Source organism: Diaphorobacter oryzae DSM 22780 (genome assembly GCF_059568935.1).
The window spans coordinates 403294-425157 of record NZ_JCANUL010000001.1; the positions used below are offsets into that span (position 1 = coordinate 403294).

General features: G+C 68.5%; 17 protein-coding genes. 7 read left to right on the top strand and 10 right to left on the bottom strand.

Features of this window, described 5'->3' with window-relative positions; translation table 11 throughout:
- Positions 1-5: 5 nt before the first annotated feature.
- From BP68_RS01885 to scpA, 3 genes are read right to left on the bottom strand one after another with little or no spacing between them, the layout of a single operon-like run.
- On the bottom strand, positions 6-1538 hold the full coding sequence (locus BP68_RS01885) for an acyl-CoA carboxylase subunit beta (RefSeq protein ID WP_496368515.1): 1533 nt from the start codon (positions 1536-1538) through the stop codon (positions 6-8).
- Positions 1539-1563: 25 nt separating this feature from the next.
- Positions 1564-2592: a methylmalonyl Co-A mutase-associated GTPase MeaB gene (meaB, locus tag BP68_RS01890; RefSeq protein WP_496368517.1), complete on the bottom strand. Its 1029-nt coding sequence runs from the start codon at positions 2590-2592 to the stop codon at positions 1564-1566.
- On the bottom strand, positions 2589-4733 hold the full coding sequence (scpA, locus tag BP68_RS01895) for a methylmalonyl-CoA mutase (RefSeq protein ID WP_496368519.1): 2145 nt from the start codon (positions 4731-4733) through the stop codon (positions 2589-2591). The genes meaB and scpA overlap by 4 nt, the downstream gene beginning before the upstream one ends.
- 116 nt (positions 4734-4849) lie before the next feature.
- Here scpA and BP68_RS01900 point away from each other — a divergent pair, with 116 nt between their 5' ends.
- The 6 genes from BP68_RS01900 (at position 4850) to BP68_RS01925 (ending at position 12460) form a co-directional block, all read left to right on the top strand.
- Positions 4850-6301: a short-chain fatty acyl-CoA regulator family protein gene (locus BP68_RS01900; RefSeq protein WP_496368521.1), complete on the top strand. Its 1452-nt coding sequence runs from the start codon at positions 4850-4852 to the stop codon at positions 6299-6301.
- A gap of 265 nt (positions 6302-6566) precedes the next feature.
- Positions 6567-7790: a CaiB/BaiF CoA transferase family protein gene (locus tag BP68_RS01905; protein ID WP_496368523.1), complete on the top strand. Its 1224-nt coding sequence runs from the start codon at positions 6567-6569 to the stop codon at positions 7788-7790.
- 54 nt (positions 7791-7844) lie between these two features.
- Positions 7845-8819 (top strand): Bug family tripartite tricarboxylate transporter substrate binding protein, encoded by a 975-nt coding sequence (locus BP68_RS01910; RefSeq protein ID WP_496368525.1) that lies wholly within the window; start codon positions 7845-7847, stop codon positions 8817-8819.
- Positions 8820-8827: 8 nt separating this feature from the next.
- Positions 8828-9772, top strand: a complete 945-nt coding sequence (locus tag BP68_RS01915; RefSeq protein WP_496368527.1) for a hydroxymethylglutaryl-CoA lyase — start codon at positions 8828-8830, stop codon at positions 9770-9772.
- Between the two features lie 48 nt (positions 9773-9820).
- The gene (locus BP68_RS01920; RefSeq protein WP_496368529.1) at positions 9821-10456 is read left to right on the top strand and encodes a GntR family transcriptional regulator; all 636 of its coding nucleotides are present in this window, start codon (positions 9821-9823) and stop codon (positions 10454-10456) included.
- Between the two features lie 171 nt (positions 10457-10627).
- Positions 10628-12460: an AMP-dependent synthetase/ligase gene (locus tag BP68_RS01925; protein WP_496368531.1), complete on the top strand. Its 1833-nt coding sequence runs from the start codon at positions 10628-10630 to the stop codon at positions 12458-12460.
- Between the two features lie 5 nt (positions 12461-12465).
- Here the strand turns inward: BP68_RS01925 and BP68_RS01930 are convergent, their stop codons facing one another.
- Positions 12466-13629, bottom strand: coding sequence for a saccharopine dehydrogenase family protein (locus tag BP68_RS01930; protein ID WP_496368533.1), 1164 nt, complete (start codon positions 13627-13629; stop codon positions 12466-12468).
- Between the two features lie 145 nt (positions 13630-13774).
- Here BP68_RS01930 and BP68_RS01935 point away from each other — a divergent pair, with 145 nt between their 5' ends.
- Positions 13775-14221 carry an Lrp/AsnC family transcriptional regulator gene (locus tag BP68_RS01935; RefSeq protein ID WP_496368535.1) on the top strand — a complete coding sequence of 149 codons (447 nt, stop codon included), beginning with the start codon at positions 13775-13777 and terminating at the stop codon, positions 14219-14221.
- 94 nt (positions 14222-14315) lie between these two features.
- Here BP68_RS01935 and BP68_RS01940 read toward each other — a convergent pair whose 3' ends face one another.
- The 6 genes from BP68_RS01940 to imuA all read right to left on the bottom strand — a co-directional run bounded on the left by BP68_RS01940 (position 14316) and on the right by imuA (position 21843).
- Positions 14316-14546, bottom strand: coding sequence for a hypothetical protein (locus BP68_RS01940; RefSeq protein WP_496368537.1), 231 nt, complete (start codon positions 14544-14546; stop codon positions 14316-14318).
- A gap of 87 nt (positions 14547-14633) precedes the next feature.
- On the bottom strand, positions 14634-15467 hold the full coding sequence (locus BP68_RS01945; protein WP_496368539.1) for a sensor histidine kinase: 834 nt from the start codon (positions 15465-15467) through the stop codon (positions 14634-14636).
- Positions 15468-15527: 60 nt separating this feature from the next.
- Positions 15528-16331, bottom strand: coding sequence for a response regulator (locus tag BP68_RS01950; RefSeq protein WP_496368541.1), 804 nt, complete (start codon positions 16329-16331; stop codon positions 15528-15530).
- Positions 16332-16548: 217 nt separating this feature from the next.
- Entirely contained in the window at positions 16549-19746 is a 3198-nt protein-coding gene (locus tag BP68_RS01955; protein WP_496368543.1) for an error-prone DNA polymerase, read from the bottom strand.
- On the bottom strand, positions 19743-21107 hold the full coding sequence (locus BP68_RS01960; RefSeq protein WP_496368545.1) for a DNA polymerase Y subunit UmuC family protein: 1365 nt from the start codon (positions 21105-21107) through the stop codon (positions 19743-19745). Before BP68_RS01960 ends, BP68_RS01955 begins: the two co-directional genes overlap by 4 nt.
- A complete protein-coding gene (gene imuA / locus BP68_RS01965; protein ID WP_496368547.1) occupies positions 21073-21843 on the bottom strand; it encodes a translesion DNA synthesis-associated protein ImuA in 771 nt (256 codons plus the stop codon). Before imuA ends, BP68_RS01960 begins: the two co-directional genes overlap by 35 nt.
- Between the last annotated feature and the right edge of the window lie 21 nt (positions 21844-21864).

Sequence of the window (21864 nt, forward strand, 5' to 3'; positions counted from 1 at the left end):
TCGGCTTACAGGGGAATGTTTCCGTGCTTGCGCCACGGGTTGTCGAGCTGCTTGTTCTTGAGCATGGCCAGGCTGCGGCAGATGCGCTTGCGCGTTTCGTGCGGCAGGATCACGTCGTCGATGAAGCCGCGTGCGCCGGCCACGAAGGGGTTGGCGAAGCGGGCCTTGTACTCGGCCTCGCGGGCGGCAAGCTTGGCCGGGTCGTTCTTGTCCTCGCGGAAGATGATTTCCACCGCGCCCTTGGCGCCCATCACGGCAATCTCGGCGTTGGGCCAAGCCAGGTTCACGTCGCCGCGCAGGTGCTTGGAGGCCATCACGTCGTAGGCGCCGCCGTAGGCCTTGCGGGTGATGACGGTGATCTTGGGCACCGTGCACTCGGCATACGCATAGAGCAGCTTGGCACCGTGCTTGATGATGCCGCCGTATTCCTGGCTGGTGCCGGGCATGAAGCCGGGCACGTCCACGAAGGTGACCACCGGGATGTTGAACGCGTCGCAAAAGCGCACGAAGCGCGCGGCCTTGATGGAACTCTTGATATCCAGGCAACCCGCCAGCACCAGCGGCTGGTTGGCCACGATGCCCACGGTCTGGCCCTCCATGCGCGCGAAGCCGATGATGATGTTCTTCGCGTACTCGGGCTGCAGCTCGAAGAAGTCACCGTCGTCCACCGTCTTGACGATCAGCTCCTTCATGTCGTAGGGCTTGTTGGGGTTGTCGGGCACCAGGGTGTCGAGCGACAGGTCGGCGCGGTCGGCCGGGTCGTTGCTCGGGCGCACGGGCGCCTTTTCCTTATTGTTGAGCGGCAGGTAGTTGTACAGGCGGCGCAGCATCATCAGCGCCTCCACGTCGTTCTCGAACGCCATGTCGGCCACGCCGCTCTTGGTGGTGTGCGTCACCGCGCCACCCAGTTCCTCGGCCGTCACTTCCTCGTGCGTCACGGTCTTGACCACGTCGGGGCCGGTCACGAACATGTAGCTGCTGTCCTTGACCATGAAGATGAAGTCGGTCATGGCCGGCGAGTACACGGCGCCGCCCGCGCAGGGGCCCATGATCATGCTGATCTGTGGCACCACGCCGCTGGCCATCACGTTCTTCTGGAACACGTCGGCGTAGCCGCCCAGGGATGCCACGCCTTCCTGGATGCGGGCGCCGCCCGAGTCGTTGAGGCCGATCACGGGTGCGCCGACCTTCATGGCCTGATCCATCACCTTGCAAATCTTCTCGGCATGGGTTTCGCTCAATGCGCCGCCGAACACCGTGAAGTCCTGGCTGAACACGAACACCAGTCGGCCGTTGATCATGCCGTAGCCCGTGACCACGCCGTCGCCGGGGATCTTCTGGCCTTCCATGCCGAAGTCCGTGCAGCGGTGCTCCACGAACATGTCCCATTCTTCGAAGGTGCCGTCGTCCAGCAACAGCTCAATGCGCTCGCGCGCGGTGAGCTTGCCCTTCTTGTGCTGCGCGTCGATGCGCTTTTGGCCACCGCCCAGGCGGGCGAGTTCGCGCTTTTTCTCCAGTTGGACCAGGATGTCTTGCATGATCGCTCTTTCAGTGAAATGCTATTTAAATGATAGCTTGCTGCGCTTGGCCTGATTGCGCGGCAAGCAGATTTCGTGCTGCAGTGGAGGCCGCCACGCGCCCGGCGGCCACGTCCTGCTGCAGGCGGGGCAGCAGCTCGCGCACCTGTGGGTGCTGGCGGAAGGCAGCCTTCAGGCCGGCGTCGATGCGCTCCCACATCCACGCCAGCGATTGCCTTTCGCGCCGCGCGGCCAGCCGGCCGTTGGCCGTGTTCAGGCGGCGGAACTCCTGCACCGCGGCCCAGAAGCCGTCCACGCCCTGCTGCTGCAGCGCGCTGATGGTGAGGACCTTGGGGCTCCACAGCGCCTGGTCGTGGTGGGCATGCTCGGGGTTGCCGTGCATGGACAGCAGGCGCAGGCTGGAGCTGATCTGCGCCTGCGCGCGGGTGGCGGCATGGGGGTCGATGTCGGCCTTGTTGATGACCACGAGGTCTGCCAGTTCCATCACGCCCTTCTTGATGGCCTGCAGGTCGTCGCCCGCGTTGGGCAGCTGCAGCACCACGAACATGTCCGTCATGGCCTGCACGGCGATCTCGCTCTGGCCCACGCCCACGGTCTCGACGATGACCACGTCGTAGCCCGCGGCCTCGCACACCAGCATGGATTCGCGCGTCTTTTCGGCCACGCCGCCCAGCGTGCCGCTCGACGGGCTGGGCCGGATGTAGGCATGCTCGTGGACCGACAAATGCTCCATGCGCGTCTTGTCGCCCAGGATGGAGCCACCCGAGACGGTGGACGAGGGGTCGATGGCCAGCACTGCCACCTTCAGCCCCTGCCCGATCAGGTACAGGCCCAGCGCCTCGATGAAGGTGGACTTGCCCACGCCGGGCACGCCGCTGATGCCGAGGCGAAACGCGCGGCCCGTGTGCGGCAGCAGCGCGGTCAGCAACTCGTCGCCCTGCGCGCGGTGGTCCGCCCGCGTGGATTCCAGCAGCGTGATGGCCTTGGCCATGGCGCGGCGGCGCACGGCCGGTGCGCCATGCAGGATGCCGTCTAGCAACTGCTGGGGCGTCACTGCGAGGTGGCCTTCTTGATCTGCTCCAGCACGTCCTTGGCGCTGGCGGGGATGGGGGTGCCCGGGCCATAGACGCCCTTGACGCCCGCGCCGTAGAGGAAGTCGTAGTCCTGCGCCGGGATCACGCCGCCAACGAAGACGATGATGTCGTCCGCGCCTTGCTTCTTCAGCTCGGCAATGATGGCCGGCACCAGCGTCTTGTGGCCCGCGGCCAGCGTGGACACGCCCACGGCGTGCACGTCGTTCTCGATGGCCTGGCGAGCGCATTCCTCGGGGGTCTGGAACAGCGGGCCCATGTCCACGTCGAACCCCAAGTCGGCGAAGGCCGTGGCCACCACCTTGGCGCCGCGGTCGTGGCCGTCCTGGCCCAGCTTGGCGATCATCACGCGCGGGCGGCGGCCCAGCTGTTCGGCGGCGGCGTCGATTTCGCCCTTGAGTTTTTCCCAGCCCTCGGCCGAGTCGTATGCGGCAGCGTACACACCGGTCACCTTTTGCGTATCGGCGCGGTGGCGCCCGAAGACCTTTTCCAGCGCATCGGACACCTCGCCCACCGTGGCGCGCAGGCGGATGGCCTGGATGGACAGATCCAGCAGGTTGCCCTGGCCGGACTCTGCTGCAGAAGTAAGAGCAGCCAGCGCTTGCTCCACCTTGGTTTGATCGCGTTTTTGCTTGATGGCGTTGAGGCGGGCGATCTGGCTGTCGCGCACCTTGACGTTGTCCACCTCCAGGATGTCCACGGGGTCTTCCTTGGCCAGCTTGTACTTGTTCACGCCAACGATGACTTCCTTGCCCGAGTCGATGCGCGCCTGCTTCTCGGCGGCGGCGGCCTCGATCTTCAGCTTGGCCCAGCCCGAGTCCACGGCGGCCGTCATGCCGCCCATGGCCTCGACTTCCTCGATGATCTTCCAGGCGGCGTCGGCCATGTCCTGGGTGAGCTTTTCCATCATGTAGGAGCCGGCCCAGGGGTCGATCACGTTGGTGATGTGGGTCTCTTCCTGGATGATGAGCTGCGTGTTGCGCGCAATGCGGGCCGAGAACTCGGTGGGCAGCGCGATGGCTTCATCCAGCGCGTTGGTGTGCAGGCTCTGCGTGCCGCCGAACACGGCCGCCATGGCCTCGATGGTGGTGCGCACCACGTTGTTGTAGGGGTCCTGCTCGGTCAGCGACCAGCCCGAGGTCTGGCAGTGCGTGCGCAGCATCAGGCTCTTGGGCTTCTTGGCGCCCGTGCCCTTCATGATGCGGCACCACAAGAGGCGCGCGGCGCGCATCTTGGCGATCTCCAGGTAGAAGTTCATGCCGATCGCCCAGAAGAACGACAGGCGGCCGGCGAAATCGTCCACGTCCATGCCCTTGGCGATGGCGGTCTTCACGTACTCCTTGCCGTCGGCCAGGGTGAAGGCCAGCTCCAGCGCCTGGTTGGCGCCGGCTTCCTGCATGTGGTAGCCCGAGATCGAGATCGAGTTGAACTTGGGCATGTTCTTGCTCGTGTACTCGATGATGTCGCCGATGATGCGCATCGACGGCTTCGGGGGGTAGATGTAGGTGTTGCGGACCATGAACTCCTTGAGGATGTCGTTCTGGATGGTCCCGGACAGCTTGTCCTGCGAAACGCCCTGCTCTTCGGCCGCCACCACATAGCCTGCCAGTACGGGCAGCACAGCGCCGTTCATGGTCATCGACACGCTGACCTTGTCGAGCGGGATCTGGTCGAACAGGATCTTCATGTCCTCGACCGAGTCGATGGCCACGCCGGCCTTGCCCACGTCGCCCGTCACGCGCGGGTGGTCGCTGTCGTAGCCGCGGTGCGTGGCCAGGTCGAACGCCACAGAGACGCCCTGCCCGCCCGCCGCCAGCGCTTTGCGGTAGAAGGCGTTGGACTCTTCGGCGGTGGAAAAGCCCGCGTACTGGCGGATGGTCCAGGGGCGCACGGCATACATGGTGGCCTGCGGGCCGCGCAGATAAGGCTCGAAGCCCGGCAGCGTGTTGGTGTAGGGCAGGCCTTCCAAGTCCGCGGCGGTGTACAGCGGCTTGACGGCAATGCCATCCGGCGTGATCCAGTTCAGGGCCTCAGGATCACCCTGGGGGGCCGATTTGCTGGCCGCGAGGCTCCAGCGCTGCAGATCTCCAAAATCGTAAGCCATGGCGGTTTTCCGTGTCGTATCTATATTTACAATCTTCGCAAAAACAACGAGCATTCGCAATCACAAGGAGTGAAATTTATGCGAACTCAGTATGTAAATTTGCAAGGTTTGCAAACATGAGCAAGGCCTTCCTGGGCGCCCACCTCAAGACATTGCGGGAGCAGCGTGGCCTGACCCAGGCCGCGCTGGCACAGGCGCTGAAGGTGTCTTCCAGCTACCTGAACCAGATCGAAAACAACCAGCGGCCGCTCACGGTGAATGTACTGCTGCGCCTGCAGGCCGCGTTCGGCGTCGATGTGCAACAGTTTTCGGAGGATGTTCAGGCGCGCCAACTGGGCCAGTTGCGCAACGCCCTGGCCGACATGCCGGGGGGCGACCAGGTGCCCTTGGCGGAGGCGCGCATTCTTGCCGAGCAATTGCCCGCCGCCACGCGCGTCATCGTAGGCATGCACAAACGCATCCGGGCGGCAGAAGATCGCCTGTCCGTCATCGCGGAGAACACCGACAACGCGCGCGCCCCCGACGCCGCAGCCCTGCCGGTGCAGCCCTACGAAGAGGTGCGCGAATTCTTCTACGCCGGCCACCAGCACCTCGCCCTGCTCGACGAGCACGCCGAGCAGCTCTACCTGCAACTGCAGGCGCAGGAGCGCGATCCCCACGCCGCACATGCCAGCCGGCTGGCTACTGCGCTGGAAGAGCGGCTGCAGGCCAAGCATGGCATCACGGTGCGACGCGAGCCCGGATCGCCCGCCGTCGAGCAGCCGCTGCGCATGCTGGAGCGGCAAAGCCACCAACTGCGGCTGGCGGCCGGCCTGAGCGCCGGACAGCAGGCGTTTCAGTTAGGCATCCAGCTCGCGCTGCTGGAGTCCGGCCCGACGATCGACGGTTTCACCAATGCGGCGAACTTCGGCAGCGATGAGGCCCGCGCCTTGGCGCGCATCGGCTTTGCCAACCATTTCGCAGGCGCCCTGTTGCTGCCCAACCGGCTGTTCCAGGAGACCGCCGACGAACTGCGCTACGACATCGATCTGCTGGGCGAGCGCTTCGGGGTGGGCTTCGAGACGGTGGGGCACCGGCTCTCGACGATGCGCCACGCCTCACCGCACAGCATCCCCTTCTTTTTCGTGCGGGTGGACCGGGCGGGCAACATGTCCAAGCGCCAGTCCTCGGTGGACTTCCACTTCTCGCGCACGGGTGGCACCTGCCCTCTCTGGAATGTGTACGACGCCTTTTCGCAGCCGGGCAAGATCCTGACCCAGCTGGCGCGCATGCCGGACGAGCGGACCTACCTGTGGATTGCCCGCACCGTCGAACACCGGCGCGGCGGCTATGGTGCGCCGAGTCGCATCTTCTCCGTGGCGCTGGGCTGCGACGTGCGCCACGCCCACCGCCTGGTCTACGCCGATGGCCTGAGCCTTGATGCACCGGAACGTGCCGTGCCCATTGGTTCGGGCTGCAAGGTCTGCGATCGTGAGAACTGCGTGCAACGCGCCTTTCCGGCGCTGGGCCGGCCGCTCAGCATCGACCCCAACGCGCGGCGGTTCGCGCCGTATGCGCCAGCGGCCTGAGCGCCTGCTCTGGCCGCCGGCCTTGTGCATGGCATCGACCACGCCGGGCTGTCCGCGCCACCACCTCGGTACGACCTACCTGGCCCGCCTTCCAGGGCACTGCTCCCGAGCCGCAGGCACAGCGCGCTCCTGCGAGCTAGGCTGACGGTTCTTCCCACCAAGGGTTTTGCCTGACCCACGGCCGACCGGCGTCGGCTGTAATCGCTACCCGAGCCTCTGTAATTATTAATTCAAAATTAAATAAGCCTTCAAAGGCTTCGTCCGCATGTCCACCTCGTTTGCCGCAGCGCCCTCGCCCTATCTCGCCCCCGAAGAACTCCCCCTGAAAGGAGTGCGGGTCCTGGAGATCTCGCACATGATCATGGGCCCCGCCACCGGCATGACGCTGGCGGACCTGGGTGCCGAGGTGATCAAGGTGGAGCCCGTGGACGGCGACCGCACGCGCCGGCTCAAGAGCGCAGGCATTGGCTACTTTCCCGTCTTCAACCGCAACAAGCAGAGCTTTGCGGTGGACCTCAAGTCACCCGAAGGGCAAAAGCTGGTCCAAGACCTGGCCGACAAGGCCGACATCGTGCTGGAGAACTTCCGCGACGACAGCCTGCAGCAGTACGGCCTGGACTACGAAGCCGTGCGCGCGCGCAACCCACGTGCGATCTACGTATCGCTCAAAGGCTTTCTGAGCGGCCCCTACAAGGAACGAACCGCGCTCGACGAGGTGGTGCAGATGATGGGCGGCATGGCCTACATCAACGGCAGCGATGTCCGTCCGCAGCGTGCGGCACCATCGGTCAACGACATTCTGGGCGGGCAGTTCGGCGTGATTGGCGCGCTGAGCGCGCTGCACGAGCGCGCGCGCACCGGCGTGGGCAAGTACATCCGTGCTGGACTTTTCGAGACCAACCTGCTGCTGGTGGCGCAGTTCATCACGCAGTTCGAGCTGACCGGAACGCCCGCCCTGCCCTTTGGCAGCAAGCGCGAGCCGCCATGGGGCGTGTACGACCTGTTCGACACCCAGGACGGCGGGCGCGTCTTCGTGGCCGTGGTCAGCGATGCGCAATGGCGCACGTTTGCCTCCGCCTTCATGCCAGCCGGCTGGGCAGAGGACGCCCGCCTCTTCTCTGCCATCGACCGCGAGGCCGCCCGTCCCTGGGTCGTCCCGGCAGTGGCCGAAGTTTTCAAGACCTGGAACACCGCCGAGCTGTGCGCAGCACTCGAAAAAGCCAAGCTGTCGTATGCGCCGGTGAACCAACCCCATGATCTGCTGAAAGATCCGCACCTCATTCAGGGCGGCGCCTTGATGCCGACGCTGCTCCCGACTGGGGAGCATATTTCCACGCCCACGCTACCCCTCGAATTCGATGGCCTGAAGGTCGGCAAGCGGGCCGACCCGCCCAAGGTGGGAGAGCACACCGAGGCGATTCTCAAGGAGCTCGGCCTGGACGATGAGGCCATCGCCTTGCTGCGCCGCCACGGAAAGATCGGCGGCTGACGACGGGTATCGGCCTGGGCAGAACCAGCACATATTTTTTGGAGACAAGACAACATGCAACGTCGAATTTTCACGGCGGCACTGATGGCCGCTGCCACCCTGGCCCATGCCCAGCCATCCGGCACCGCGGGTAGCTTTCCCGCCAAACCCATCCGCCTCATCATTCCCTCCACCCCCGGCGGCGGAACCGACTTCATCGGTCGCAACCTGGCCACCCACCTGGCCGAGGACAAAGGCTGGGTCGTGGTTCCCGACAACCGCCCCGGTGCCGGGACGTCCCTGGGGCTGGGGGAGCTGGCCCGCTCGGCGCCCACGGGGCACGACATCGTGATCGGGCAGTCGGACAACGTGTCGTTGATTCCGTTGCTCATGAAGACGAGCTACGACCCCATCAAGGATCTGCAGCCCATCTCGCTGCTCGCCACCACGCCCATGGTGATTCTGGTGACCGGCAATTCTCCCTACAAGACGCTGGCCGAGCTGATCGAAGCGGCCCGCAAGGCGCCTGGCCAGCTCAACTACGGCACGTCCGGAACGGGCGGATCGGTGCACATTTCGATGGAAATGTTGCAGGCGGCGGCCCACTTCAAGATGCAGCACGTGCCCTACAAGGGCTCCAGCCCGGCCTTGGCCGACTTGATGGGAGGGCATCTGCCGGTGGCGGGAGCGTCCATCTCCTCGGCAACCAATCTCATCCAAAGCGGCAAGGTCCGCGCGCTGGCGGTCACCTCGGCCACCCGCAATGCCTCGTTGCCTGACGTACCCACCGTGGCGGAGTCGGGCTACAAGGACTACAGCTTCGTCACCTACTACGGCGTCTTCGCCCCCGCGGGCACGCCCGCTGACGTGGTCAAGACCCTGAATGCGGCCGTTACGCAGGTGATGGCCCGACCCGATGTGCGTGTAGCCTATGCCAAGCAAGGGCTGGAGGCCGCATCCACCACGCCGCAAGCCTTCTCCAAGCTCATCGAGAAGGACATCGCCAAGGCCAAGGCGACGATCCAGGCCGCCAACATTCAGGTGCAGTAAGCCACGACATGCCCGAGATCGTCACCATCACCGAAGTCGGTCCGCGCGACGGCCTGCAACTGATTGCCGACACCGTTTCCACGGAAGCCAAGCTCGGGTGGATCCAGGCGCTGTATGCGGCAGGGGTTCGCCACATCGAGGCCGGCAGCTTTGTCTCCCCGCGCCTCGTTCCGCAGATGGCGGACTCTGCGGCGGTGGTGGCGCAGGCGCTGGAGCTCCCTGGGCTTCAGGTCTATGGGCTGGCCGCGAACCTCAAGGGCGCCATGGCCGCCTACGAGGCGGGCGCCCATGTCATCGTGATACCGCTGTCCGTCAGCGATCGCCACAGCCGCGCCAATGTGAACAAGGGTACGCTGGAACACATCGCAGCCATCGGCGACATCATCGAGTGGCTGCGCGCACAGCCGCGGCCGGTACGCATCGACTGTGTGGCGGCGTCGGCATTTGGCTGTTCCATCGCGGGCACCATTGCACTGGACGATGTGGTGCGCGCCGCCAAGGCCCTGGCACTGGCCGGTGCAGACCGCATCACCCTGGCCGACACGGTGGGCTATGCCCACCCGGCCCTGGTGCGAGACACCGTGCGCGGGGTGCAGGATGCCGTGGGCACGCTGCTGCAAAAGCTGCACCTGCATGACACCATGGGGCTGGGCCTGGCCAACGCGCTGATCGGTTTGCAGGAAGGCATTCGTGAGTTCGACGCCTGCATGGGCGGGCTCGGCGGGTGCCCGTTCGCTCCGGGAGCTTCGGGCAACATCGTCACGGAAGACCTGGTTTTCATGCTGGAGGGCATGGGCTACGCCACGGGCATCGACCTGGCCCGGCTTCTGACGGCGCGGACCACCATTGCGCCACACCTGCCCGCGGGGGCTCTGCGCGGCGGCGTGCCCGCCGCAGGCATCCCGGCAACCTATCGCCCCAATCGTCCGACCTCTTTCAGCACATGCGCCTGAGCCTGCACCCAGGCGCAGGCGGGCCACGACCGCTGATATTCTCCGCGCATGAAAACCGCCCCGCTGCCCCGTCTTGCGCTGTATGAAGAAGTGGCCGAACTGCTGCGCCAGCGCATCTTTCGGCATGAACTTGAGCCCGGCAGCTGGATTGACGAGCTCAAGATCGCGGAGGAAATCGGCATCAGCCGCACGCCGCTGCGCGAAGCGCTGAAAGTGCTCGCAGCGGAAGGCTTGGTGACCATGAAGGTGCGCCGCGGCGCCTATGTGACGGAGGTGTCCGAGAAGGACTTGCGCGACGTCTATCACCTGCTGTCGCTGCTGGAGAGCGACGCCGCGGGCGTGGTGGCAACGAGCGCGACCCCGGAGCAGCTGCACGAACTTGAGCACCTGCACGCCGACCTGGCTGCCGCCGCGCATGAGCGCGAACGCTTCTTCACGCTCAACGAGCGCATCCACATGCGCCTGCTGGAGATGGCTGGCAACCGCTGGCGCGGCCAGATGGTGGCCGACCTGCGCAAGGTCATGAAGCTCAACCGGCACAACTCCCTGCTCAAACAGGGGCGCATCGAGGATTCGCTGGCGGAGCACGAGGCCATCCTGGCCGCCCTGCGCGCCCGCGATGCAGCCGTCACGGTGCGAGCCATGCGGGCGCATTTCGCCCACGGACTGGAAGCGGCGGGCTGACGCCCCGCGCAAGACCCTTGCGCACAAACGTTCGGCAAATCCGCGTGAAAGCCTGCGACATGGCGGCCCAAAGGGCCGTCAGCGAAGGGCTGCCACTATCATTTCTGGTTCATTCCTGATTTCTTCGCGGCGCCCGGGCAGGCCATGTCAGGGCCTGCCGCCATTGCCCGCATGAACCTTCCGCCCTCCGACCTGCGCGCCGTGCAGACGCTGCCCGAACTGCTGGCGTTTCGCGCCGCCCTCAGCCCCGACGGCGAGGCCTACCGCCAGTACGACCCCGCCGCAAGCCAGTGGACCCGCCTGAGCTGGGCCCAGACCCACGAGCGTGTGCAGCAGTGGAGCCGCGCCATTGCCGCCTCGGGCCTGCCGCAGGGAGCGCGCGTCGCCATCCTGCTGCCCAATGGGCTGGACGCGATGAGCATCGACCAGGCCGTGCTGGCCACGGGCTGCGTGCCCGTGCCGCTGCATGCCATCGACAACCCGGGCAGCATCGCCTACATCCTGGCGGACGCCGAGGTGTCGCTGCTCGTCGTGGCCGATCTCGCGCAATGGGAGCGCGTGCGCGACGTGGGCACGCCGCTGCCGCATCTGCTGGGCGTGGTGGTGACCGGATCCACCCAGCCGTCCTCCAAGCCGGCGCAAGGCCAGGACGTGCCCTTCGCCTCCCTGGCCGCCTGGCTGGCGCACGCCGCGCCGGACACGCCCCTGCCCTCGCCGCCCGGTCCCGAGGATCTGGCTGCCATCGTCTACACCAGCGGCACCACCGGCAAGCCCAAGGGCGTGATGCTCACGCACGCCAACGTGATTGCCGACGTGAAGGCCGTGCTGGAGCGCATCGCGCCCACGCAGGACGACGTGTTCCTCTCGTTCCTGCCGCTGTCGCACACCTTCGAGCGCACGGGCGGCTACTACCTGGCCATCGCGTCGGGCAGCTGCGTGGCGTATGCGCGATCGGTGACCCAGCTGGCCGAAGACCTGAGGACCGTGCGCCCCACGGTGCTGGTGTCGGTGCCGCGCATCTACGAGCGCGTGCATGCCAAGGTGGTCGAAACGCTGTCGCGGTCGCCGTTCAAGATGCAGCTCTTCGAGGCCGCGCAGGCCGTGGGCTGGCGGCGTTTTTGCGCCGCGCAGCGCCTGCCCGCGCCGCAGGACGGCGGTGCCGGCGGCTGGATGCGCGCCCTGCCCTGGCCCCTGCTGCGCGCGCTGGTGGCGCGGCCGCTGCTGGCGCAGTTCGGCGGCCGCGTGCGCGTGGCCGTGAGCGGCGGCGCGCCCCTGCCGCCCGCCATTGCGCAGTGCTTCCTGGGCCTGGGCCTGCCGCTGGTGCAGGGTTACGGCATGACCGAGACGACGCCCGTGGTCAGCGTGAACACGCTGGAGGACAACGACCCGTCCACCGTGGGCCGCGCCCTGTCCGGCGTGGAGGTGCGCATCGGCGAGAACCGTGAGCTGCAGGTGCGCGGGCCCATCGTCATGCAGGGCTACTGGAAGCGCCCCGAGGACACGGCCAAGACCATCGCGCCCGACGGCTGGCTGGGCACGGGCGACCAGGCCGAGATCGTCGACGGGCGCATCCGCATCCTGGGGCGCATCAAGGAAATCATCGTCACCTCCACCGGCGAAAAGGTGCCACCCGCCGACCTGGAACTGGCCATCACGGCCGACGCGCTGTTCGAGCAGGCCTTCGTGGTCGGCGAGCAGCGCCCCTTCATCGCCTGCGTGGCCGTCGTCCATGCCGAGGAATGGAACCATCTGGCCCGGCAGCTGGGCCTGGACCCCAACGACCCGGCCAGCCTGGCGCACCCCAGCGTTTCGCGCGCGGCGCTGGCGCGCATCGAGAGGCTGGCGGCGGGCTTTCCCCGCTACGCCGTGCCGCGCGCCGTGCACCTGGTGCGCGAGCCCTGGACGATCGAAAACACCTTCATGACCCCCACGCTCAAGCTCAAGCGCAACAACCTCATGGCGCATTACGCCGACGCCATCGAGGCCCTGTACCAGAAGCGCTGACCTGCTCAGGCCACCGCTGCGGGCCGTGCCAGTGGCTCGGGCCCCTGCTGCGGGGGGCCGTCCATGGCATAGATCCGGCCGAAGCGGTTGGCCAGAAAGTCCGGCAGGGCCAGTTCCTCCTGGCCCACGAAGCCGGCCTGCGGCAGCCGGCCGGCGGTCACCAGGTCCAGCGCCGCGCAGATGCCCGCGGCCGTGGTGTGCTGGATCGCGCTGAGCGTCTGCCCACGCAACTGGGTGCCCGTGATGCGGGCGGCATAGCTTTCCTGCTCCAGCCGCCCACCGCGCAGGCCGCTGGCACTGGCCAGGATGACGATCACGTCCTGCTGCGTCGCGGGGATGGCGGCCTCCAGCAGCTCGCGCAGCAGGCCGCGCCGTTCGCGCAGGCGCAGCTCCTGCAGCAGCACGCGCATGATGGCGTGGTGGCCCGGGTAGCGCAGGGACTTGTAGTCCAGCTGCTGCAGCCGTCCCTCCCAGGTCTGGGGCAACGTCCCCAAGCCGCCCGAGGTGTTGAAGGCCTCGTACTCCACGCCGTCGATCAGCAGCGCCTCCAGCCCATCAAGCGCGGGCAGGCTGGCGCGCCGGCCGTCCACGATGGCCTCGCAGGGATTGCAGTATTCGTTGATCAGGCCCTCGGTGCTCCAGGTCAGGTTGTAGCGCAGCGCGCCCTGGGGGTAGCGCGGCAGCGCGCCCACGCGCAGATGCAGTTCCTGTGCGTGGTCGAAGCGCTGCGCCAGGTCGTTGCCCACGATGCCGATGAAGCCCGGCGCCAGCCCGCACTGCGGCATGAGCACGCTGCGCGCGCCGCTGGCCAGCGCGCGGATGGCGTGGGTGCTGGCCACATCCTCGGTCAGGTCGAAGTAATGCACGCCATGGCGCGCGCACAGCGTGGCCACGGGCACGGCCTGGTGAAACGGCAGCGCGTTGAGCACGGCATGGCGGCCGGTGATGGCGGCCTCCAGAGCCTGCGCGTCGGGCACGGCCTGGGTGGCGATGCCGCCCAGGGCCGCCACGCGCTGCAAGGCGGCGGGGTCGCGGTCGGCCACCAGCAGTTCGTAGCCGCCCGCCTCGGACAGCATGAGCGCCATGGCCTGGCCGATATGGCCCGCGCCCAGGATGGTGACGGCGCGCGGCGCGGTGGGGACGGAACGGGGACGAAAGGCGGTGGTCATGGCTGTCTCCTGGCAGGCACTGGTTGTGCGTTCATGCTAGGCGCCTTCCTTGTCAGTGTGTAGCCTTGGAAACGTCGAATAAATTGGAAAATGTCGTCATTACGGCAACAATCGGGATCGTTTCAACCATTGCCGGGGAACCCTCATGGAACTGGACGCCGTGGACCAGCAACTGCTCAGCCTGCTGCAGGGCAACGCCCGCGAGGGCACGGCCCAGCTCGCGCGGCGCCTGGGCCTGGCGCGCACCACGGTGGTGGCGCGCATCGCCCGCCTGGAGCGTGAGGGCGTGATCGCGGGCTATGGCGTGCGCCTGGGCCCACGGCTGGCCACCAGCGCCGTGCGCGCCTGGTGCTCTCTCAGCGTGCAGCCCAAGGCCGCGCCGGCCGTGCTGCGCGCGCTGGGGGATTTGCCCCAGGTCGAGGAGGTGTCCGCCGTCAGCGGCCCGTTCGATTACCTGGCGTTCCTGCGCTGCACCAGCCACGAGCAGCTCGACGATCTGCTGGACCGCATCGGCCAGCTCGACGGCGTGCAGCACACGCAGACCAGCATCGTGCTCAGCCGCAAGATAGACCGGCGCAGCGTGGGCGCCTGATGCTCACTTATTTATAGCTATTAACGCTTGATGGATAAGCGCTAAAGGCCAAAAAAGGCATTATTTTCTGCGCCATCAAGGATGGCGGTGCGGCTCAGGACGCCTTGGGCTTGCGCGCGCCCGAGGCGATGTCCGCCAGCCCGCGCACGGCCGCTTCGCGTGTACGCCAGTGGTCATGGGGCAGCGGAACGGTGTGCCCATCAATCTGCGCCTGCGCGTAGTAGTAGCGCCTGCCATCGCGGCTCAGGCACAGCGTTCCCGAATAGGTGGAACCATCTGCTACGCCAAAGATGGATTCCTGGGTCAGGGCATCGGCTACACGCATCACTGCACCTGAAACGTCAATGGAGGAAGGCCATTTTCTTGCAACAAATGGTTTGAATATGTAGGCCAACGGCGCGTCCTGCGCGCCTCATCGCCTGTCGGGCACGGTGACCTGGATGCACAGCCCGCCGCCGGCCGTTCCGATCAGTTCCAGCACGCCGCCCGCCTTGCCGGCCCTGCGCCGCATGCCGGCAAGGCCCTGGCCCGCATGGCGATCCACGGACTCATCCAGCAGCAAGCCCCTGCCGTTGTCCGCCACCTGCAGCCGCCATGCATCGCCCTGCCCCGTGTGAAGGCGCTGCAGCCGAACCATCAGCGCCGTGGCGCCCGAGTGCTGCAGGACGTTGCTCACCGCCTCTTGCACGATGGCCGTCAGCTCGCGCGCGGGCGCGCCCATGGGCATGGGCACGCCATTGGGCGGCGCCACGTCCCAGTCAAGGGCAATGCCGCGGTGGTCCAGCGCCGGCTGGATGCGATGGCGCAGGCGGGCCAGGCAATCGGACAGCGCATCGTCATCACCGCCCATGGAATCCACCAGCAGGCGCAGGTCCAGCAGGCAATGCTCCAGCGCCCGGGCCAGCGGCTGCATGGCCGGGTCGTGCGCGTCCAGCAGCGCCATGGCGCCAACGAGCTGGGAGCCCACATGGTCGTGCAGGTCGCGCGCGATGCGCTGGCGCTCCTGCGTCAGCTCCCGGCTGGGGCGGATGCTGCGCCGGGTGCGCCATTGCAGTGCCCGCGGCACCTGCACGAGCAGCAGCGCCCCCAGCACGGCCGTCGTGCACAGGTTGAAGACCTGCCAGCGCTGCGCCGCCACGCGCTCCAGCTGGTCGGCGTAGACCAGCAACAGCACATCCACGGCCAGCTGCAGCAGCCAGATCGCCACACAGGCCAGCGCGAACACCGGTGGACGGGTGCGGAACATGCTCCTCCCTTATATTCACCACGGGTCAGGACACCCAGCCCCTGCCCGCGAAGCCGCCGCTCAGAACAGGCCGCGCAGCGATGCGAAGCGCACCGCCTGGGCGCGCGTGCGCACCTGGAGCTTGCGGTAGATGTTCTTGACATGGGTGTTCACCGTCAGGCCGCTGATCAGGAGCTTGGCCCCGATCTCGGCACTGGTGTAGCCGCTGGCCACCATGTTCAGCACCTCCTTCTCGCGCAGAGACAGGGGCTCGCCCTCTTGCTCGGGATGCCGCTGCGCACTCGCGGGTGCTGCCACGCCGTGGTCGAACCGCTGCAGCAGCCGCCGCGCCAGATTGGGCGTGATGGAGGCGCCGCCATTGGCCACCTGCAGCACCGCCTGCGGATAGTTGCCGAACCAGGAATTCTTGACGAGATAGCCGGCGGCGCCCAGCTCGAACGCATGCAACACCTGGTCGTCGTTTTCCAGGATGGAGACGACGATGGCGTCCGCCGTGGGCCGGAGGGATTTCATCTGCTCGATGAGCGCGAAGCCCTCGCCGTCGCCGAGGTTCAGGTCCACCAGCATCACGTCGAACTCATGCTGCTTGATCGCCTTGCGCCCCTCGCGCACGCTGGAGGCCTGCGCCACCAGCAGCGTGCGCTCGTCGGCCATCAGCTCCTGCGCGATCACGCGCCGCATGTGGGCGTCGTCATCCACCAGCAAGACACGCACGGGATTGGCCTGCTGGCCCGCCAGAAAGTCCGGCCAGATGCAGGGCGGATCCTGGTGCATCGCGAACTGCCCCGAGGCCACGCCATCCCTGCCGCTCGGAGAAGGGTTGGGACTGAGGCTCGTGCCATTGGCGCCGGTCTGGTTCAGCATGTGAATCTCCTGCTTGGTGCGCCCGCAGGCGCACACCACTCGGCATTGCAACACTGTAAGGTCCGTAAGGACCTTCGCTACGCAGTAAGCAAGTTACACCCGAACACGCAGTCCCATTGCTATTTTTTTTGCGCGTTACCAAATTAACATTTAGAAACTACCGCCCATGCAAGGAATCCGGCCGGCAAGCGACATGCGCCGGGACTCCGGCATGGCGTCAATGGAAGTCCCGGCTGCCCTCCAGCGCCAGGGCCAGCCGCCCCAGCAACGGCGTGAGGTCCTTGAAGCGCTGCGCCACCAGGTGGCGCACGGCGGCGGCGCTCCCCGGTTCGCCCGTGCATTGCCACACGCCTTCCACGGCCAGCAGGCGTGAGCGCAGCAGCGCGCCGCGCCAGTGTTCCAGCAGCGCGGGCCAGACGATCACATTCACGGGGCCGGTCTCGTCCTCCAGCGTGACGAACATCGTTCCATGGGCCGATCCCGGCCGCTGGCGCACGGTGACGATGCCGCAGGCGCGCACGCGCCGCCCGTGGGGCACGGCCCGCAGCTGCAGCGCGGTTGCGATGCGCAGGCGGGCCAGGCGCTCGCGCAGCAGCGCCAGGGGGTGGCGGCGCAGCGTGAGGCCGGTGGCGGCGTAGTCGAACAGGATCTCCTCACCCTCCTGCGCGGCGGGCAGCGGCAGGGCCGCTTCGTGCACCGGCGCGTCGCGCAGCAGCGGCGCCGCGCGTTCCCCGCACGCGATCTGGGCCGCGGCGTCCCACATCTGCTGGCGGCGGTGGCCCGACAGCGCGGTCAGCGCATCGGCCGCGGCCAGCGCCTGCAGTTCCTGCCGCTCCAGCCGCGCGCGCAGGGCCAGGTCTTCGGTGCTAGCAAAGGGGCCGTTCTGGCGCGCGCGCACCAGACGTTCGCCTGCACTGGGGCCCAGGCCCGCCACCAGCCGCAGGCCCAGGCGCACCGCGGGCTGCGGCTGCTGCACGCCGCGCAATGGCTCCTGCGGGCCTTCGAGCGTGCAGTCCCAGCCGCTGGCTGCCACGTCGATGGGCAGCACGCGCACGCCGTGGCGGCGCGCGTCCTGCACCAGCTGCGCGGGGGGGTAAAAGCCCATGGGCTGCGCATTGAGCAGCGCCGCCAGAAAGCAGGCCGGCTCATGCCGCTTGAACCAGGCGCTGGCGTAGGCCAGCAGGGCAAAGCTGTGCGCATGGCTTTCGGGAAAGCCGTAATCGCCAAAGCCCAGGATCTGCCGAAAGATGCGGTCGGCGAACTCCTGCGGGTAGCCCCGCTGCAGCAGCCCGTTCTTGAGCTTGTCCTCGAAGCGGTGCACGCCGCCGCTGCGCTTCCAGGCGGCCATGGAGCGGCGCAGGTCGTCGGCCTCGCCGGCGGTGAAGCCCGCGCCGTCGATGGCGATCTGCATCACTTGCTCCTGGAAGATGGGCACGCCCAGCGTGCGCTCCAGCGCGTTGGCCAGCTGCGGGTATTCCAGCGGAAACGGCCCCGGGTGCCCCGCGCGCTGCAGACGGCGATGGCGCTCGCGGGCCTGCAGGTAGGGGTGCACCATGCCGCCCTGGATGGGCCCGGGCCGCACGATGGCCACCTGCACCACCAGGTCGTAGAACACGCGGGGCTGCAGGCGCGGCAGCATGCTCATCTGCGCGCGGCTCTCGATCTGGAACACCCCCACCGTGTCGGCCGCGCTGGCCATGCGGTAGGTGGCGGGGTCTTCGCGCGGAATGTCGGCCAGGCCCCAGCACTCGCCCCGCAGCGCGGCGCGGGCCTCCAGACAGCGGCGCAGCGCGCTCAGCATGCCCAAGGCCAGCACGTCCACCTTCAGCAGGCCCATGGCGTCCAGGTCGTCCTTGTCCCACTGGATGATGGAGCGGCCGCCCATGGCGGCGGGCTCCACCGGCACCAGGCGCGTGAGCTTGCCCTCGGTCAGCACGAAGCCGCCCACATGCTGGCTCAAATGGCGCGGAAAGCCGCGCAGCTGGCGCGCCAGCTCCAGCCACAGCACGGCGGTGTGCGCTGGCAGCTGCTCGCCCAGGCCGGCGGCCAGCGCCTGCAGGTGCTCAGGGGCCAGCACGTCGTCGAACCAGTGGTGCTCCTTGGCGAAGGCGTCCACCAGCGCGGGCGCCACGCCCAGGGCCTTGCCCACGTCGCGCAGGGCGCTGCGCGTGCGGTAGCTGATGACCACGGCGGCGATGGCGGCGCGTTCGCGCCCGTACTTGCCGTAGATGTACTGGATGACGGTCTCGCGCCGGTCGTGCTCGAAGTCCACGTCGATGTCCGGCGGCTCGCTGCGCTCCTTGCTGATGAAGCGCTCGAACAGCAGGTGCGCATGCGCGGGGTCCACCGCCGTGATGCCCAGCACGTAGCACACCGCCGAATTGGCCGCCGACCCGCGCCCCTGGCACAAAATGCCCTGGCTGCGCGCGTAGCGCACGATGTCATGCACGGTGAGGAAGTACATCTCGTAGCCGCACTCGGCGATCAGCGCCAGCTCCTTGCCGATCTGCGCCTGCAGCCGCTGCGGCACGCCCCCGGGGTAGCGCGCGCGGGCGCCCTCCCAGGCGAGCCAGGCCAGCGTCTGCTGCGCCGTCATGCCGGGCAGCACGGTCTCCAGCGGGTAGCGGTACTTGATTTCATCCAGGCTGAAGGTGCAGCGCGCCGCCACGGCCAGCGTGGCCGCCAGCAGCGCGGGCGGGTACAGGCCGGCCAGCCGGCTGCGCGGGCGCAGGCGCTTTTCGGCATGCGGCTGCAGCGCCCAGCCGCATGCGGCCACGCTGCGGCCCAGGCGCACGGCGGTGAGCAGGTCCTGCAGCGGCTTGGCCGCGCGCGAGTGCATGTGCACGTCGCCCGCGGCCACCAGCGGCAGGCCGAGCCGCGCGCCCGCCTGCGTGAGCGTGCGCAGCCACAGGCCGTCGTCGGGCGCGGTGTGCAGCTCCACCGCCAGCCAGCAATTTGAACCGAATTGGCCTCTGACGCCCTGTAGGCAAGCGCCAACAGCTATCAAATCAGAAGCATCCGAAAAGGCCTCGCGGCAGGGGGCCAGCAGCACCTCGCAGCCCTGCAGCAGCGCCCAGGGCGATTGCGCATCCACGCAGTAGCCGCCCTTGGCCGCACGCTGGCGCGCGGCGGTGATGAACTCGCACAGATCGCCCCAGCCCTGCGCGTCGCGCGCCAGGGCCACGATGCGCATGTCGCCCCAGCAGAATTCACTGCCCACGATGAGCGGCAGCCCCAGGCGCCGGGCTTCCCCATGGGCGCGCACCACGCCGGCCACGGAGCATTCGTCGGTCAGCGCCAGGGCGGCGTAGCCCAGCGCATGCGCGCGCTGCACCAGCTCCTGCGGGTGCGATGCGCCGCGCTGGAAGCTGAAGTTGCTCAACGCGTGCAGCTCGGCGTAGCCGGGCAGGCTCATCCGTACACCCCCTGCAGGAACCAGGCGCCCGTGGCTCGGTCGCGAAAGATCCAGACCCAGCCGGCCACGGCGTTGTGCGCCACGAAGTAGTCGCGCCGCGCCAGGCCCTGCGCGTCACCGCCATCGCCCTGCCCCGCGGCTTCCCACCAGCCAGCCTCCACGCGCTGCGGGCCGGCCAGCAGGCGCAGGGGCCGGCCGTGCAGGCAGGGGCGGCTGCCCTGCAGGAGAAGCAGTTGCGGCGGGCGCACCAGCCAGGGCGGCAGCAAAGGCCCCGGCGCGGCGCGGCTGCCCTGCGCCTCGGACTGCGCCTCGGCCTGCCGTGGCGGTGGCGCCAGCGCGGGGTGCCAGCGCTGCATGCGTTCGGGGCGGTGGTCGGCGCACAGCTGCGGTGTTTGCAGGCTGTCGGCCCCCAGGCGGGCCGAGAGGCGTTCGACGAGCTGGTGCCAGGGCTCGCCCTGCCCCTGCCCCGCGGCCTCGCCCTGCCCTGGCGGCAGCAGGCTGTGGCTGGCCTGCGGCAGGGGCGCCGTCTGCAGGCTGCGCAGGGCCAGGCGGTTCACGGGAGCAGCCAGGCGCTGGTGCGCCAGGCGCTCGGCCAGCAGGCGGCGCAGATGGTCCGTGCCCTGCAGCGGCTCGGCCGTGCGCAGCTCCAGGCGCTGCCAGGGGGGCAGCTCCACGCCGTCGATGCGGCGCAGGTCATGGCGCCAGGCCAGCTCCAGCGCCAGCACCCCCTGGTGGCGCGCACGCAGCCAGCCCTGCAGCGCATCCAGCAGACGCTGGCCGGTCCACAGCAGCGCCTGCGCCGATTCGGCCAACGCGGGCAGCTCCACGTCCAGGGCGAACTGCTCGGGCAGCGTGATCCAGTCGAGCCCATGGGGCGCGTCGCCCCAGGCACGGTCCAGCGCCAGCAGGCATTCGCCGCCAAAGCGCCGCGCCACGCCGGCGCGCGGCAGCGCGCGCAGCGCCCCCCAGGTACGGCAGCCCAGGTGCTGCAGCGCCGCGGCATGCGGGCGCAGGGCCGTGAGGGTGGCAATGGGCAGGTCGTTCGGCAGGTCATGCGGCAGCCGCCGGGGCCGGCCCATGCGCTGCAGGCGCAGCAGGGCCAGGGCCTGCAGCGCCGTGGGGCCTTCGGCCCAGGCGGTGGCGGCATCGCCTTGCGCTGCGGCGGGTGCCTGGCCGTGCAGCAAGGCCTGCAGGGCCGCGCGCCCGCCCCACAGGCGCTCGGTGCTGCTCACCTCCAGCAGCAGCGCCTCGTCGAGCAGCGCCACGCGGGGCGTAAAGCGCAGCGCCCACCAGCCCTGGGCGGCTGGCGGCACGCCGGGCACCGGCTCAATGGGCGGCAAGTGCCAGGCCAGCCAGTGCATCCGACACCTTCTGCGGCGTGCGGGCGGCTATGCCACAGGCGGCCACCTGCGCCTGCTGGCGCCGCTGTGCCTGGGCCTGCAGCACGGCAGCCAGCAGTGCGCCGCGCGCGGGCAGCGTCACGGGCTGCAGCAGCGGCGGCCCGCGGCGCTTGAGCACCTGCACCAGCAGCAGGTCCTCTTGCGGCTGCAGCCACAGACGCAGGGGCGCGGGCGATGCCTGCTGGCGCAGCCGCTCGGGCCGCAGCACCCACAGCGGCTTCTGGTGCTGTGCGGCCGCCAGTTGCAGCCGCCGCAGGGATGGCGCCGCGGCCTGCGGCAGCCAAGCCAGCACGGCCCGCACGTCGCGGCAGCGCAGGGCCTGCTCGCAGGCCCAGGCCGCGGCCATGTCCGCGTTCGGTGCGGTGGGGCGAATGCAGCACAGCCGCTGCGCCGGCACCCCCGCGGCCTGCAGTGCGGGCAGGAAGGGCTCCAGCGGCGGCGCCACCAGCACGGCGCGGCCGCCATCCCGGGCGGCCAGCACTGTGGCCAGGGCCGGCAGCAGCAGCGTCCATTCGTTGTGCGCGTGCGGGGGCAGCAGCAGCTCGCTCATGCCGCCCAGCGGCCAGCCGCCGCCCGGCAGCTGCGCATTGAGCGGCACATGGCCCGTGTCCAGCACCCGCTGCGGCGTATCCGCCCAGGCGCTGCCTTGCCAGACGCCGGGCAAGGCATGCTCGGAGAAGAAAGAGGACGCGGTCATGAGCACCACCCATAAATACTG

Coding starts and splice junctions, on each gene's coding strand:
- BP68_RS01885 (WP_496368515.1), bottom strand. CDS start 1,538: ATGCAAGACATCCTGGTCCAACTGGAGAAAAAGCGCGAACTCGCCCGC.
- scpA (WP_496368519.1), bottom strand. CDS start 4,733: ATGGCTTACGATTTTGGAGATCTGCAGCGCTGGAGCCTCGCGGCCAGC.
- BP68_RS01900 (WP_496368521.1), top strand. CDS start 4,850: ATGAGCAAGGCCTTCCTGGGCGCCCACCTCAAGACATTGCGGGAGCAG.
- BP68_RS01905 (WP_496368523.1), top strand. CDS start 6,567: ATGTCCACCTCGTTTGCCGCAGCGCCCTCGCCCTATCTCGCCCCCGAA.
- BP68_RS01910 (WP_496368525.1), top strand. CDS start 7,845: ATGCAACGTCGAATTTTCACGGCGGCACTGATGGCCGCTGCCACCCTG.
- BP68_RS01915 (WP_496368527.1), top strand. CDS start 8,828: ATGCCCGAGATCGTCACCATCACCGAAGTCGGTCCGCGCGACGGCCTG.
- BP68_RS01920 (WP_496368529.1), top strand. CDS start 9,821: ATGAAAACCGCCCCGCTGCCCCGTCTTGCGCTGTATGAAGAAGTGGCC.
- BP68_RS01925 (WP_496368531.1), top strand. CDS start 10,628: ATGAACCTTCCGCCCTCCGACCTGCGCGCCGTGCAGACGCTGCCCGAA.
- BP68_RS01930 (WP_496368533.1), bottom strand. CDS start 13,629: ATGACCACCGCCTTTCGTCCCCGTTCCGTCCCCACCGCGCCGCGCGCC.
- BP68_RS01935 (WP_496368535.1), top strand. CDS start 13,775: ATGGAACTGGACGCCGTGGACCAGCAACTGCTCAGCCTGCTGCAGGGC.
- BP68_RS01940 (WP_496368537.1), bottom strand. CDS start 14,546: ATGCGTGTAGCCGATGCCCTGACCCAGGAATCCATCTTTGGCGTAGCA.
- BP68_RS01945 (WP_496368539.1), bottom strand. CDS start 15,467: ATGTTCCGCACCCGTCCACCGGTGTTCGCGCTGGCCTGTGTGGCGATC.
- BP68_RS01950 (WP_496368541.1), bottom strand. CDS start 16,331: ATGCTGAACCAGACCGGCGCCAATGGCACGAGCCTCAGTCCCAACCCT.
- BP68_RS01955 (WP_496368543.1), bottom strand. CDS start 19,746: ATGAGCCTGCCCGGCTACGCCGAGCTGCACGCGTTGAGCAACTTCAGC.
- BP68_RS01960 (WP_496368545.1), bottom strand. CDS start 21,107: ATGCACTGGCTGGCCTGGCACTTGCCGCCCATTGAGCCGGTGCCCGGC.
- imuA (WP_496368547.1), bottom strand. CDS start 21,843: ATGACCGCGTCCTCTTTCTTCTCCGAGCATGCCTTGCCCGGCGTCTGG.